General features: G+C 61.9%; 14 protein-coding genes and 1 pseudogene. 4 read left to right on the forward strand and 11 right to left on the reverse strand.

The features are described 5' to 3' along the window. Positions 1-5 precede the first annotated feature (5 nt). The 3 genes from EKM85_RS08805 to aspD all read right to left on the reverse strand — a co-directional run bounded on the left by EKM85_RS08805 (position 6) and on the right by aspD (position 4,276). A complete protein-coding gene (locus tag EKM85_RS08805) occupies positions 6-1,319 on the reverse strand; it encodes a Sapep family Mn(2+)-dependent dipeptidase (RefSeq protein WP_125586033.1) in 1,314 nt (437 codons plus the stop codon). 639 nt (positions 1,320-1,958) lie between these two features. Then, a complete protein-coding gene (locus tag EKM85_RS08810; RefSeq protein ID WP_164510727.1) occupies positions 1,959-2,675 on the reverse strand; it encodes a GntR family transcriptional regulator, LSA1692 subfamily in 717 nt (238 codons plus the stop codon). Next, positions 2,675-4,276, reverse strand: a complete 1,602-nt coding sequence (gene aspD, locus EKM85_RS08815) for an aspartate 4-decarboxylase (protein ID WP_125586038.1) — start codon at positions 4,274-4,276, stop codon at positions 2,675-2,677. Before aspD ends, EKM85_RS08810 begins: the two co-directional genes overlap by 1 nt. Positions 4,277-4,463: 187 nt before the next feature. Between aspD and EKM85_RS08820 the strand changes: the two genes are divergently transcribed. Then, on the forward strand, positions 4,464-5,276 hold the full coding sequence (locus tag EKM85_RS08820; RefSeq protein WP_125586040.1) for a putative ABC transporter permease: 813 nt from the start codon (positions 4,464-4,466) through the stop codon (positions 5,274-5,276). Positions 5,277-5,495: 219 nt separating this feature from the next. On the opposite strand, the gene EKM85_RS08825 is transcribed toward EKM85_RS08820, so the two are convergent. Further along, positions 5,496-6,809 carry a PTS sugar transporter subunit IIC gene (locus EKM85_RS08825; protein WP_125586042.1) on the reverse strand — a complete coding sequence of 438 codons (1,314 nt, stop codon included), beginning with the start codon at positions 6,807-6,809 and terminating at the stop codon, positions 5,496-5,498. Positions 6,810-6,833: 24 nt separating this feature from the next. Beyond that, positions 6,834-8,204 (reverse strand): glycoside hydrolase family 1 protein, encoded by a 1,371-nt coding sequence (locus tag EKM85_RS08835; protein ID WP_125586046.1) that lies wholly within the window; start codon positions 8,202-8,204, stop codon positions 6,834-6,836. Positions 8,205-8,344: 140 nt separating this feature from the next. Between EKM85_RS08835 and EKM85_RS08840 the strand changes: the two genes are divergently transcribed. Beyond that, positions 8,345-9,073 (forward strand): GntR family transcriptional regulator, encoded by a 729-nt coding sequence (locus EKM85_RS08840; RefSeq protein WP_125586048.1) that lies wholly within the window; start codon positions 8,345-8,347, stop codon positions 9,071-9,073. A gap of 53 nt (positions 9,074-9,126) precedes the next feature. Here the strand turns inward: EKM85_RS08840 and EKM85_RS08845 are convergent, their stop codons facing one another. The 4 genes and pseudogenes from EKM85_RS08845 to EKM85_RS11725 all read right to left on the reverse strand — a co-directional run. After that, positions 9,127-9,483, reverse strand: a complete 357-nt coding sequence (locus tag EKM85_RS08845; protein ID WP_125586050.1) for a hypothetical protein — start codon at positions 9,481-9,483, stop codon at positions 9,127-9,129. Positions 9,484-9,499: 16 nt separating this feature from the next. Beyond that, on the reverse strand, positions 9,500-9,892 hold the full coding sequence (locus EKM85_RS08850; RefSeq protein WP_125586052.1) for a hypothetical protein: 393 nt from the start codon (positions 9,890-9,892) through the stop codon (positions 9,500-9,502). Positions 9,893-9,954: 62 nt separating this feature from the next. Next, positions 9,955-10,602: a DNA alkylation repair protein gene (locus EKM85_RS08855; RefSeq protein WP_125586054.1), complete on the reverse strand. Its 648-nt coding sequence runs from the start codon at positions 10,600-10,602 to the stop codon at positions 9,955-9,957. Between the two features lie 63 nt (positions 10,603-10,665). Then, a pseudogene (locus tag EKM85_RS11725) lies at positions 10,666-10,737 on the reverse strand ((2Fe-2S)-binding protein); the annotation flags it as partial. A gap of 14 nt (positions 10,738-10,751) precedes the next feature. Here EKM85_RS11725 and EKM85_RS08860 point away from each other — a divergent pair. After that, positions 10,752-11,360 (forward strand): histidine phosphatase family protein, encoded by a 609-nt coding sequence (locus EKM85_RS08860; RefSeq protein WP_125586056.1) that lies wholly within the window; start codon positions 10,752-10,754, stop codon positions 11,358-11,360. A 289-nt stretch (positions 11,361-11,649) separates the two neighbouring features. On the opposite strand, the gene EKM85_RS08865 is transcribed toward EKM85_RS08860, so the two are convergent. Together EKM85_RS08865 and EKM85_RS08870 are read right to left on the reverse strand one after the other, a co-directional pair. Continuing rightward, positions 11,650-11,946, reverse strand: a complete 297-nt coding sequence (locus tag EKM85_RS08865; protein WP_125586058.1) for a hypothetical protein — start codon at positions 11,944-11,946, stop codon at positions 11,650-11,652. A 3-nt stretch (positions 11,947-11,949) separates the two neighbouring features. Beyond that, a complete protein-coding gene (locus tag EKM85_RS08870; RefSeq protein ID WP_125586060.1) occupies positions 11,950-12,141 on the reverse strand; it encodes a helix-turn-helix transcriptional regulator in 192 nt (63 codons plus the stop codon). A 329-nt stretch (positions 12,142-12,470) separates the two neighbouring features. Here EKM85_RS08870 and EKM85_RS08875 point away from each other — a divergent pair, with 329 nt between their 5' ends. Next, positions 12,471-13,841 carry an FAD-dependent oxidoreductase gene (locus EKM85_RS08875; RefSeq protein ID WP_125586062.1) on the forward strand — a complete coding sequence of 457 codons (1,371 nt, stop codon included), beginning with the start codon at positions 12,471-12,473 and terminating at the stop codon, positions 13,839-13,841. The last annotated feature ends 90 nt before the right edge of the window (positions 13,842-13,931 follow it).

Consider the following 13,931-nt stretch of genomic DNA (forward strand, 5'->3'; position numbering starts at 1 on the left):
CCTCCTTACTGCTGGTTGCCCATGGCGATGATGGCACTCATGTAGACCGCCATGTTCAACATCAAATCCTTCTCGTCCATCCACTCGTCCTGCTTGTGGGCGATGCCTTTTTGTCCGGGAAAACTCGGGCCGTACGCCACGATGTTCGGCATTGCCCGCGCGTAGGTCGCGCCGGTGGTGGTGAGCGGCGTGCCATCCAGGCCGGTGACGTCCTCGTAGACCTTGGACAGCTCCGTAATGAACGGGTCGTGCTTGTCGTGCATGACCCCAGGCAGGCTGCGGATCACCGTGATTGTGCTGCCCGCCGGCACCGCCTTGGTTAGGCCGGCCGTGACGTCCGCTTCGGTATAGGTGACCGGGTAACGCATGGCCACTTCAAGCACCATCGCATCATCCTGCTTGGTCAGCTTGTACGGGGTGACGATCAGCTTGCCGGAATCGGCGTCCTCAAACGCGATGTCCAGCCCCTCACCGTAGTGCTTTTCGTGCAAGGCGGCAACCACCCACTGGAAGTATTCCTTCAGCGGGCCGTGGACCAGGTCGTCATCGACGGCGTTTTTCGCCAGCCAGGTGATCGCATTTTCGCCCATTTCCGGCGCGTTGGTCGGAGTGCGCTTGCCTTTGACGGTCAGCGGCTTGCCGTTCAGCGCCACGGTCAGCTCGTCAGGAACGTGGTCCATCGCCTGGTCGCCCACAATGTCGCTGAGCTGGTCGAGCGTTTCGGTCGGCAGCGGCGTTTTGATCTGGTAGTTCACGATCCCGCGCTCGCCGTACACCACTGGCCACTTGCAGTCCGGCGTGAAGCCGAAGCGCGGCGCCTTTTCCTGCTTCAAATACAGCGGGACATCGGCGGAGCCGCTTTCCTCGTCGGACCCGAAGATCAGCCGCACGGTCCGGGACAGCTTGACGCCGGCGTCCTTGAGGAGCTTCATGCCGTACAGGCTGGCAATGCTGGCGCCCTTGTTGTCGAGCACGCCGCGGCCGAAGAAGCGGCCGTCTTTTTCGCTCAGCTTGAACGGCGGATACGACCAGCCGTCGCCCGCCGGCACCACGTCCAGGTGGCCGACGATTCCAACGTAATCGGCGTTGTCATCGCCCCACTGCACGTAGGCCATCGCGTCGTTCACGATGCCGGTTTGAAACCCGTACTCCTGACCAAGTTTCACCACCGCGTCCAGCACGGCCCGCGGCCCTTTGCCGAACGGGGCGTGCGGCGCGGGTGCCCCCTTCACACTTTGAATCTGCATGATCGCATCCAGCGCCTTGAGAAAATCATCACGGTGATCAGCGATCAACTGCTTAATTGTCTTGGTGTCCATGGTTGCCTCCTTGAAATTTGCGGGTGGGTGGCGCGGTGGGTAAGGGCGCCGCGCCGCAGCCTGTAGTCGCGCCCCCTTCGCAGCCTGTCCTAGTCGCGCTCCGGGGGCGCAACGCGGGAGTGGCTAGCTACGCCCTGCACCTCGAAGCCAAAGAACGGCTTCAAGGCGCCGGGATATGCTCAGCCTGTAGCCATTTATGGCGTACAGGCTGACATGCGTAGCGGCTACCTGTCCCGCTAAGTGCGCGAGCCCTCCGCAGCCTGTAGTCGCGCTCCGGGGGCGCAACGCCCGAGCGCCTAGCTACGCCCCAGGCCTCGCCGCCAAAGCCCAGCGGCAATGCCTGGGGCTAGGCTAGTCGTCGGGCTAAGTGCGCCGGACTCCACAGCCTGTAGTCGCGCTCCGTCCGGCAACGCCCGAGCGCCTAGCTACGCCCCAGGCCTCGCCGCCAAAGCCCAGCGGCAATGCCTGGGGCTAGGCTAGTCGTCGGGCTAAGTGCGCCGGACTCCACAGCCTGTAGTCGCGCTCCGTCCGGCAACGCCCGAGCGCCTAGCTACGCCCCAGGCCTCGCCGCCAAAGCCCAGCGGCAATGCCTGGGGCTAGGCTAGTCGTCGGGCTAAGTGCGCCGGACTCCGCAGCCTTTTAATGCTGCCTTGTCAACGTTGACTTAAACGAATACTTATCGGCCCGGTAGTACGATGTGTCGTAGAAGATGGGCTTGGCGTCGGCCGTGTAGGTCACCGAATTCACCCGCAGCAAGGGGTCGCCCAGCTGCACGTGGAGCAGCTCCGCCAGCTCCGAATCGACCAAAATGGCCTCGATCTCCTGCTGTGAGTAGGCGATCGGCACCTCGCGCTCGATCAGGTCAAACAGCGAGCCGGTGAAGTCCTGCGGCTTGCGATCTGCGACGTACTCGTGGCAGATCGCAATTTTTTCGATCGTCATCGGCTCCTCGTCCCAGAAGCGGCGGCGCACCAGCAGGTCCACCCGCGGGTCGCGGCGGTTCTCCAGCTGCAGGGCCGCCAGCACCACCGGCGGCAGCTGCTCTGCCGGTCCGAACGCCATGACCTCGGTGCGGCTGACCTTGCCGTACGCCTTGGCTGCTTCGGTGAAGCCCTGCAAGCCGAGCCGGCCACTTTCCACTTTTGCCGGCGTCGCCATGACGTAGGTCCCTTTGCCCGGATCTTTGACCAGCACCTGGCGGCGGATCAGCAGGTCGATCGCCTTGCGCACGGTCAGCCGGCTGACGTCGAACTCCTTGGCCAGGTCGTACTCGGACGGCAGGCGCTGCGCGGTCGAGTACACCCCGCGGCGCACTCGGCCTTCGAGCTGGCCGGCCACTTCCTCAAACTTGGTGATCATGCCAGCGCCTCCTTTTGCCAGGCGCTGCGGATGCCGTCCATCAGGGCGATCAGCCGCGTGCCGATCTCCTCGTACTGGCTGGTCGCCAGGTTGGCCAGAGACACGCGCACGGCCCAGGGGGTGCTGCCAAAGTCGCTTGTCTTCAGCAGCATGACGTGCTGCTGTTTGGCCAGCGCCACCAGCAGCTGGGTGACCGTCCAGTGTTTCTGCAGGTACTTGGCAAACGCCGGCCCGTAGCGCGCGGTGATCCACTTGAGCAGGTCAATGTCGCAGTAGTACGCCGTGTCCAGTGCCGGCAGCGGTTCGGCCATGCCCATCACCGCCAGGAGCTGCTTTTCCCGGGTGCGGCAGATGTTGATGACCTCCCGCTTGTACGCGCGGCCTTCAGTGGCCAGGCCGTACAAAGCGAACAGGGCACTCATCACCTGCTGGGGGCCGGACAGCCCGGCCGCGTGGTTCAGGGCAATGTCGCGCGAGTCGGCGACCAGCCGATCGATGAATCCGAGGCGGTCCGGGTCCGTGGTGACCGAGGCGTAGCGCGCATCGACGCGCGTTTTCACGTTGCTCGGCAGCCTGGCGATCAGCTCATCGAAAATATTGTCCTTGGCCACCGCCAGCGCGCCGACCCGCCAGCCCGTGGCGCCGAAGTACTTAGAAAACGAGTACAGCAGCGCGGTGTTGTGCGGCAGCGCGGCGAAGACGGACAGGAACTGCGGCACAAACGTCCCGTACACGTCGTCGCTGAGGATCATGAGGTCGGGCCGTGGTCCGGCCACCAGCTTCTGCAAGGTCTTCAGCGTGGCCGGCGCCATGGCGTTGGCCGTCGGGTTGCTGGGATTGACGATGAACGCCGCCTTCACCCGCGGATCGCGCAGCTTGGCCAGCTCCTCGTCGGCGTACCAGTAGCTGGTGCGCCCGCCGGCCTCTTGGACCTGATGGGCGCGGATCTTCACCACATCGAAGCGGTAGTGCGGCAGCTTAGGCAGCTCCAAATACGGCGCAAACGTCGGGAGGAAAAGGGCGATCCGGTCGCCGGCGTCCAGCAGCCCGGTGTGCATCAGGGTGTCAAACAGGTAACAAATCCCGGCGGTGCCGCCTTCTGTGGGAAACACGTCGAACGCCAGCTGCCGGTCCTGGAACAGTTCCGCCGTCAGGTAGGCCTTCAGGGGCTGCGCCGCCACCGGCAGACAGCGCACCGGCGCCGGGTAGTTGTCGCCAATGATCGCATCGCACGCCTGCGTCAGCCAGGCGGCGAAGGGCTCGCCCAGCTGGTCTGCCGGCGCCTCGCGCACCGTTTTTAAAAAAGTCGCCCCAGGGCCGGCATGCCCCGCCAAGAAGGCGTCAAACCGCGTCACCCGCCGGGCACTGGGCTGAATCTGGCGGGCGGTCAGCTGCGGTGTGCTGCGCAGGGTCTCCTGCACGGCGAACTGCCCCAGCAGGAAAAAGGCCTCCCGCGGCGTCGGGGCCGTCCAGTTCGGATTGCCGCGCCCGGCATTGAGGAGCGGCAGCCCCTGGTGGGGGTCGATCTGGCGCTCCAGGTACAAACTCAGTTCAAATGGGGATAAGGTCTCAAGTTCCGCCTCGGCCACTAAACTCACCTCGCGCTCACGAATTTAGGATAATCTCTACGGTATATACTAGCTGCTGAGTAAACCGATTACAAGCCGGTCTGATAGGCTTTTTGCGCATACCAGCGGGCGTGAACGGGTGAAAACGTGTCCCCCTAGGGCGGGTATGCTAAAGTACAATTAGAATAATTTTCCCCGTCAGACAGGAGGCCCCACCATGAACCCGAACACGCTAGTCATCGAGCAACAATTCACCCTGTGGGTCCTGTACTTCTTCGCCTACGCCTTCGTCGGCTGGCTGTGGGAGTCGGGCTACGTCAGCGTCACCAAGCGCCGGTGGGTCAACTCCGGGTTCCTGATCGGGCCGGTTATCCCCGTCTACGGCTTCTCCATCACCGCGGTGCTGGCCCTGCTGCGGCCGGTTGAAGGCAACCTCCTGCTCCTGTACCTGGGATCGGCGGTGCTGATCACGCTCATCGAGTACGTGACGTCTTGGCTGATGGAAAAACTGTTCCACGCGCGCTGGTGGGACTACCACAACGTCCCCCTGAACTTCCAGGGCCGCGTCGCCCTGCCGATCTCCGCCTTCTGGGGCCTCGGGGTGGTCTTCGTGGTCAAGGTGGTGCATCCCGTCGTCGCCCGCTTTGTCACCCACCTCGACGTAAAGTACGGCATTTTTGCCGCCATCGTCATGCTGGCGCTGTTCATGTTCGACTTCGGCTTCACGCTGGCCAACGTGCTGGCCATGGGGGCGGCCACCAAGCGCATTGGCGACGCCATCGACGAGAAGAAAGGGGAGCTGCGCGCGGCCGCCGATACCGCCGCGGCCAAGCTGGAACAAGAGCACGGCTGGCTGGAGGACTACCGCAAGCACCAGGGCGATCTGGCCAAGCTGCCGAGCCTGAGCTGGGTCCAGCGGCGCCTGCTGCGCGCGTTCCCGCACTTGCAGCTGCACGACACCAAGACGGCGCCTAAGGACATCGCGGATTTGGCGGACCTGCTCAGGCGCTGGCGCAAGCAGGCCAAGTAAGCCCATTGGTAAGAAAAAGTGGCGCGGCACCGGCAACTCCGGGTGCTGCGCCACTTTTCATGTGCAACCGGGCAACCGCAAGCGCCCCCTCTGAATTGAGTGGGGAACCGTGACCACCCCTTCACCCCATCCCAATGGGCTTTAGGTCGCCCCCCGCACCATTCAAAAAGCCGGTCAGTTGCCTGACCGGCTCAATACGCTGCGCTTTAATGAATGCGGCTAAGCCTCCTTGGCCGCCGTCTTGGCCTGAACGCTTTCAGAGATCCGCATGAACGGAATGTAGAAGAGGACCCCTTCGACGATGATCAAGGCCTGCACCACCACGGCGCGCCAGTCCCCACCAGTGGCGAGAAAACCTGACAGCAGCGGCGGCGTGGTCCATGGCACCATCACGATGACGCGGTTCATGAAACCGATCGCGGTGAAGAAGTACGCAATCAGGATCCCAATGACCGGCTGCAGCACGAATGGGATCATCATCGGAATGTTGAAGACGATCGGGTAGCCGAAGATCACGGGTTCGTTGATGTTGAACAGTCCTGGCGCGACCGCCAAGCCGGCGATCTCGCGGCTGGACTTCATCTTCGAGAACAGGAAGATCGCGATCAGCAGGCAGATGGTCGACCCGGTGCCCCCAATCATCCCAAACGTGTCGCGGAAGGTGTTGGTCAGAATGTACGGGATCTGCTTGCCGGCCTGCGCCGCCGCCATGTTCTTGTTCATGTTGATGAGCAGCAGGGGATCAAGCAGCGTCCCGTTGATGACGGTCTGGTGGATCCCCAGGGTGAACAGGAAGTTCCCGACCGAGTAGATGAACAGCATGCCTGGCAGGCTCGTGTTCAGCGCCCGCAGCGGCTCCTGGATCCCGGTGGCGATCAGCGTGATCAGGTCGGTGTTGCCGAACACCGCAAGCAAAGCGGCGATCAGGGCGAACAGCGACGTGGTGAGGATCGCTGGGATCAGGGAGTTAAAGGATGAGGAAACGGCCGGCGGGACGTTCTCGCCGAGGTTGATCTGCAGGTGCTTCATCTTGGACAGCCAGATGAACAGCTCGGTGGCCAGCAGCCCGACGATGATCCCGCCGAACATGCCGGTCGTACCGAGGTTGGCGAAGCTGAGGGCCCCGCTGATGTCGACGGCCTTGGTCGCGCCGGTCGGGATCAGCTTGAGCGACAGCGGCATCGTCATGATCAGGCTGGCCAGCGCGATGATGGCCGCCGTGATCGGGTTCTTGTACTGCCGGTTGTAGGCCAGGCAGTAGCCGATGGCCGGCGCCAGCATCAGGCCCGCGATGTTCAGGGTGCCGTTAGCGATCAGGCTGCCCCAGACCTGCAGGTGCACCAGCGTGTCCCCGCTGGCAATTTTAGGAAAAATAACACTGTTGACCAGGGTGCCGAGCCCGGCCAGGATAAACATTGGCATGATAATGGCAAACGCGTCACGCAGGGATCTCAGATGAACTTCGCCGCCGATTTTGGCAGATACGGCGGCGAACTTATCCAAGAACCCCGACTTGGTTTTCTCTTGCGCCATGATTGTCCCTCCTCTAGGGTCGCGTTATAAACTCTCTCCGTTTGATGCAATCACGTTCTTAAACCAGTAAAATGACTTCTTTGGCACCCGCTTGAGGTCGCGCAGGTCGTGGTTCGTGCGGTTGACGTAAACCATCCCGTAGCGCTTATCGACGTTGCCTGCAGAACTCGGAATGTCGATCAGTCCCCACCCCAAGTAGCCCAGGCAGTCCACGCCGTCGATGGTCACCGCATCCTTCATCGCCTGGATGTGCGCGCGGTGGTAGGCAATGCGGTAATCGTCTTCGATCGCATGCTCGCCGTCCCACTCCTCGCGCACGCCGATCCCGTTTTCGATTGGGAACACCGGCACGTGGGCCTCGTTGTAGATCGTGGTCAGCACGGTGCGGAAGCCCAGCGGATCGATCTGCCAGGCCCACTCGTTGGTCTGCAGGTACGGATTCGGCCGGTGGCCCAGAACGCCGTAGAAGTTCGGGCAAGTGTTGACCGGGATTTTGGTGCTGTCCAAAGTCGCCGTTGAATAATAGCTGAAGCTGAGAAAATCGCTCGTGCAGCGCGCAATGATGGCCATCTCCGCGGGATCCAGCAGATCATCCCAGCGCTGATGGTGAATGTACGCCAGCACTTCCGTTGAATACTGACCGGTCGTGAACAGCCGGATCAGGTTGGCATCCGCAAACTCCAGAAACTTGCGCGTGTGCGCCACGTCCTCAGGCAGCGGACTGTTCGGGTACACTTCTTGGTACGCCAGCATCCCACCGATCTTGACGGCCGGATAGTGGTCATGGATCTCGTTGGCGATCGCGGCGTGGCAGGTGATCACGTGCTGCTGAATTTGGTACAAGTCACGCGGTGTATTGTCACCAGTGTAGCCGCTGATCTTAAAGGCTTCCGGCACGCCGTACAGGTTCTGCTCGTTGAACGTGATCCAGTACGGGACCCGGTCGGCGAAGCGGTGGACCATCTCCTTGCCGTAGCGGATGAACGCCTCAACCACGTGGTCATCCATGAACCCGTTGTAGTCCTGGGCGAGGTGCAGCGGCATGTCGAAGTGGTACAGACAGATCATCGGGGTGATCCCAGCCTTAAGCAGTTGATCAATGAGGTCGGAGTAAAATTGGATGCCTTCCTCGTTGAACGCGCCGTCGCCGGTTGGGTTGACGCGGCTCCAGGAGATCTGGAACCGGTAGCAGTTCATCCCCATTTCCTTCATCAAGGCGATGTCTTCCGGATAACGGTGGTACTCATCGATGGCCACGTCCCAGTCCGCGGACTCTGCCGTGGCCGGTTTGAGGTCGTACACCGATGGCCCTTTGCCGCCTTCGTGGACTGCGCCTTCGGTTTGCATGCTAGACGTCGAATTGCCCCACAGAAAGCCCTGCTTCAATTCAGTCATAGTAAACCTCCTTTTCGGCTAGATTATAAGCGCTTACATAAAACTTGTAAAGTCAAGATTCAAATATTGCCTTACAAATTTTTGTTTTGGCTTTCACCGCCCCTAAACGGTAAAATGAAAGCATCAGTGGAGGCACAATCATGTCAAAATACGCAGAGATCGCGCAGGCGATTCGGCACCAGATCAAAATCGGCACCTACGGACCCGGAGCCGCGCTACCGGACCAAAAAACGCTGGCGGCTCATTTTCACACGTCGCGAATGACGCTGCAAAAAGCCCTCGACCTGCTGAAGACCGAGGGTTACATTTACGGCCAGCAGGGCGCGGGCACGTACGTGAAATACAACGCGGAAAGCCTGGCCAACATGGACGTCGGGGTGGACCAGTACGTCGGCACCACCGAGCTGTTGGGCGCCAACCACCAGCTGGACTCCCAAATCGTGCACTTCCAGCTGCGCTACCCCACCGAAACCGAGCAGGAGACCCTTTCCCTGACGCAGACGCAGGCCGTCTACGACATTGTGCGGGCGCGCCAGGTCGACGGCGCCCCGTACTCGCTGGAGTACACGAAGATGCCGGTGGATCTCATCCCCGGCGTCGACGAGAAGGTCCTCACGCACTCGATCTACCGCTACATCGAAGAGCAGCTCGGCCTGCACATCGGCTCGGCCTTTCGCCGCATCGACGCCCGCAGATCCACCGAAGACGACATCAAGTACCTGGGCAACACCGCCAGCGACCCGGTCCTGGCCGTGACCAACGTCGTGTACCTGGCAGACGGCCGGCCGTTTGAGTTCTCAACGACCCACCAACGCTACGACAAGGCCCACTTCTCCGTGTTCGTCCCCGGCCGCCAGCACGAGAGCTGACCGCACGCAAAAGCGCCCCGAACCAATTTCGGGGCGCTTTTGCGTGGCCTGGGCTAGGCCTGAGTCGCGCCGGCCAGCATGGCGTCGATTGCCTTCATGGCAGGGTAAAACTGCCGCCGGCCGGGCCGGGTCATCTTAATGTCCAGGGTGCCGTACTGCGGGGCAAAGGCCTTCAGGTCGGCCGCGGTCAGGCCCTTTTGATCGGCCAGCCGCCAAAGCGCATCCAGCTTATCATTCAGGATACGCATGCGCTGCTTGTTGTAGCCGCCTGAAATCAGCACCCACAGCGCCCACAGCACCATGCCCAGGCGCGTGGTGTTGCCGCCCACGGCCTGGGCCACCACTAACATGACCAGCAAGGTCGCCAGCATCAAGGCCGCGTAAAGCAGCCGCCATTTAGTCAGACTCATCTCGCACCTCCTGGGCCTACTTGCGGTGGCGTTTCTTCGGGGCGGGCGCGGGCGCTTCTTGCACCCTGGCCAGCAGCGTCTGGAGCGCCTTTTTGCTGATCAAAAAGCGATGGTGCTCCGGCCGGGATTCGTCCAGATCCTGCTCGGAGTACTGCGGCGCAAACTCGTGCAGGTCGGCCGCGGTCAGCCCGCGCTCAGCGGCCAGGGTCCACAGCTTGGTTTGCGCCTGGTAGCGGCTGACGGTGACGCGGCTTTGCCACACCTGCGAGCCGATCAGCCAGACGAACAGGCCGATCCAGGCAACCAGGCGCGTGTGCGGCCCGGTCACCACTCGCGTCAGGATGAAGATCAGCACCACGCCGACCGGCACCACAATGGCAAAAATTGTGTTCCACTTCTTTACACTCATCTCAAGGCCCCCCGCTTCTGTCTTCTGGTTAATTATCCCAGCGCCGGGAAGCGAATACAAGCCTAGCGCGGCAGATACTTGCTGCCCTCCCGCACCGCGAGCCTGCTCAGCTGATGCGCCGCGATGAAGTCCTGCACCCACTGCGGGTCGTTTTTGCTGTACTGCCGCAGCGCCCAGCCGATCGCCTTTTGGATGAAAAACTCCGGCGTGGCTTGGTCGCGCAGGAGCGCTTGCTGCAGCATCGCCGTGTCCGTCTGCGCCTTACTCATCAGCTGCAGGTTCAGCGCGATGCGCCGCTCCCAAAAATTCTCGCTGGCCTCAAACGCGGCGAACAGCTGGCGCTTGACCGCCGGATCGGCGTCGGCGGCCTTGCCGTACACCATGCGCCAGGCATCGACCGTGTCCCACCACGCCTTGGCGGTGACCAGCGGGCGCAGCGCCAGCAGTTCCAGCAGTGAAAACCGGCGCCAGTTGCGCTTGGCCAGGTCAATTGCGACGTACTGGTACTCGCGCTCGGGCCGCGCGTACAAGTCGCGGATCCAGGTCACCAGCTCCGGCACGCTGGCCGTGCGACTCGCTTTGAGCAGCGCTTTGCTTTGCGCAAGGCGCCCCGGCGTTTTGACCCCAACAAACGGGAACTGATCCTTCATGTACCTGGCCATGGCGACCGCAGTGCCCGGATCACCCTGCAACTGAAAATTAAGTGCCATTCTCCACCCTCCTGGTGGGCCAAGCTTAACCGCTTCAGCCGCTGCCTCGCCCACCATCCTCGGTCATCCCCTCCCGCCCGGTAAATCAGTGCGGGGCCAGGCTGCCTGCGGTGTGCGATAATACAGGCAGCAGCTTCAGGGAGGATACTATGACCACTTTTTACTTCATTCGCCACGGCCAGACCACGGCCAACACCTTATTCATCAAGCAGGGCATCATCAACGATGCACGCACCCACCTGACCGCCACCGGCAAGCAACAAGCCGCGCGACTCGCTGCCAGCTTCGACATGAGCGGGTGCGCCGCGATGCTGGTCAGCCCGCTGGCCCGCACGCAAGAAACCGCGGCGATTCTGAACGCCAAGGCGCATCTGCCGATCATCTTGGACCGGCGGCTGCTGGAAATCTCCTACGGCAAGTGGGACGGTCAAAACAACCACGAGCTGGAGCGGAAGTTTCCCGATGTGTACGACCCGATCCTGCACGACGTCCTGCCGACTTACGTAAAGTACGCCACGGACGGCGAAACGTTCACCGCCGTGGTGGCCCGCGTGCGCGCCTTCATGGCCGCGCAGACTGCCGCCTACCCCGACCAGTCGCTGGTAGTCGTCACCCACGGCTTCACCGTCAAGGCCGCCGCGCTGGCGGTGCTCAAGCCCACAGACCCCATGACCCTGCCGGAGCCGGACAACACCTCGGTGACTAAAATCACGCAAACCGCCAGCGGCGCGGCACAGCTGTGGTATTACAACCGATAGAAGGTGCAGAGGGTCGACGTTCTTAGCCCGATGATTAGCCTAGCCAGAGGAATTGCCGCCGCTTTTTGGCGGCGAGGCCTCTGGCGTAGCTAATCACTCGGGCGTTGTCGACCCGGCGCCCGATTACAAGGTGCAGAGGCTTGGCGTACTTAGCGGAATGATTAGCCTAGGTTGCGGCTTTGCCTGCGCAGCAGGTGAAGTCGCGGCCGTAGCTAAGCACTTCCGCGTTGCCAAGCCGCCGCCCGATTACAAGGTGCAGATGCTTGGCGCACTGAGCGGAATGATCAGCCTAACTGAACTTACGCTGATAATGCCAAAGGAAATAGGTGAAGAAGATCGCCATCATCGTCAGCTGCGCAAAGTAGCTAGAATCCGCGGCGCTGAGCACGTTGTGGCCCTGGGCGGCGTAAAGCACAATCAGGATAATATCGACGAGTGCAATCATTTTAAAAGTCGCGGCCGCGGCGTTGGTCACGATCAGGTGACGCCGCTCATCCCCGCCGCGATAAAGCGCGATCATCATGATCGCAATGGCAATAAGCGCCAACCCCAAAAAGCCAAACCCGATCAGTCCTGCAAGTAGCATCTGCTATTCCCCCTTGAATAAGGCGTCCACTGTCGTCCCCAGACTCTTGGCCAGCGCGAAAGCCAGCCGCAGGGTCGGGTCGTATTTGTCATTTTCAATGGCGTTGATGGTTTGCCGCGAAACGGCGCACTGCTCGGCCAGTGCCTGCTGGGTCAGCCCAAGCGCACTGCGCAGACGAAAGATTTGATTTTGCATGGGGCCCCTTCTCCTGTCAAAAGGATTTGACACCGACAGCATATCAGCGGGGAACCAGCGTGTCAAATCCTTTTGACTTTGGCCGGCTCTTTTCTTCAAAGGCGTCTCGTGAATCAAGGCGCATTCACCGCCGATCCCGCACTTGCCATCCCTCCCCTTGCCCTCCTGCAGCCGAGAAGAAAGGGCCGAGGGCCGCCGCAAACGCGGGTAGTTGAGCAAGTTGACTAATGTTGTGTAACCGTTCACACGCCGGGTATGGTAAGCTGGAATTACGAGTTAGATTGATGGCTCTTAAATAGCTCACAACCAAACGAAAGGCGGTTTGCCCAATGAAAGTGATCGTAGTAGGTTCATCCCACGGCGGCTACGAAGCCGTGCGCGGAATTTTGCAGGAAGCCCCGGAAACTGAGATCCAGTGGTACGAACGCGGGGACTTCATCTCGTTTCTCTCCTGCGGCATGCAGCTGTACCTCGAAGGCGTCGTGAAAAACGTCAACGCCGTCCGTTACGAAACTGAAGACCACGCCAAAGCCCAAGGCGTCGCTGTGTTCGTCCGCCAGGAGATCACGGGCCTTGACCCGGCCAACCACGAAGTCACCGTCCACGACTTGGCCGCGGCCACAACCCGCACCGAACACTACGACAAGCTGGTGCTAGCTGTCGGCGCCGTGCCCGTGGCCCTGCCGATCCCCGGGGCCGACTTGCAAAACGTCTACGCGATGCGCGGCCGCGACTGGGCGGTGCGGCTGAAGGCCAGGACCGTTGACCCGGCGATCACCAACGTGGTGGTCATCGGCGCCGGGTACATTGGCGTCGAAGCGGCTGAGGTGTTCGCCAAGGCCGGCAAGCACGTCACCCTGATCGACGTCTTGCCGCGGGCCTTGCAGCTTTACCTGGACGAGGAATTCACCGCCCCGCTGACGCAAACCATGCAAGATCATGGGATCACGCCCGCCATGGGCCAAAGCGTTGAGGCCTTTGAAGGCGACGCCGGCCGCGTGACCGCGGTCAGAACCGACAGCGCCACCTACCCGGCCGACCTGGTGATCATGTCCGCGGGCATCAAACCGGCCACCGACTGGCTGAAAGGCGTCGTCGACCTGGACGCCAAGGGGCTGATCAAGGTGGACGACCACCAGCAGACAACGGCCAAGGACGTCTACGCGGTCGGCGACGCGACGCTGGTGCCATACGCGCCGGTCGGCGGCAAGCAGCGCATTGCCCTGGCCACCGTGGCGCGGCGGCAGGGCCGCACTGCCGCCAAGAACATCCTTGGTCAGCCAATGAAGACCCCCGCCGTGGCCGGCGCCTCGGCACTGTCCGTTTTTGCTTACCACTTCGCCAGCACGGGTGTGAAGGCGGGCAACGCCGGCCAGCTCGGCGTGCAAACCAAGTCCGTCTACGTCGAGGACACGGTGCAGCCGCCGTTTGTACCGAGCGCGGCGGGCAACGTGCCGGTTTACTTCAAGCTCACCTACGCCGCTGACAGCCAGCGCATCCTGGGCGCCCAGATCATGTCCAAGCGCGACGTCACCGCCAACATCAACGCCATCAGCCTGGCCATTCAGGGCGGCATGACGCTGCAGGACCTCGCGTACGCCGACTTCTTCTTCCAGCCCGGCTTCGACCGGCCGTGGAACATCATGAACGTCGCGGCCCAGGCGGCGTTGCTGGGGAAGACGACCGTCAAAGCTGATTAACTCATCTCCGACCATCGCAGAGGTGAACTGCCAAATCAAAAACGGCCTTCCCAATTGGGAGGGTCGTTTTTGGCGTCGCCGGAACATTAA

It is taken from the genome of Lacticaseibacillus jixianensis, assembly GCF_003946485.1.
Classification (GTDB): Bacteria; Bacillota; Bacilli; order Lactobacillales; family Lactobacillaceae; genus Lacticaseibacillus; species Lacticaseibacillus jixianensis.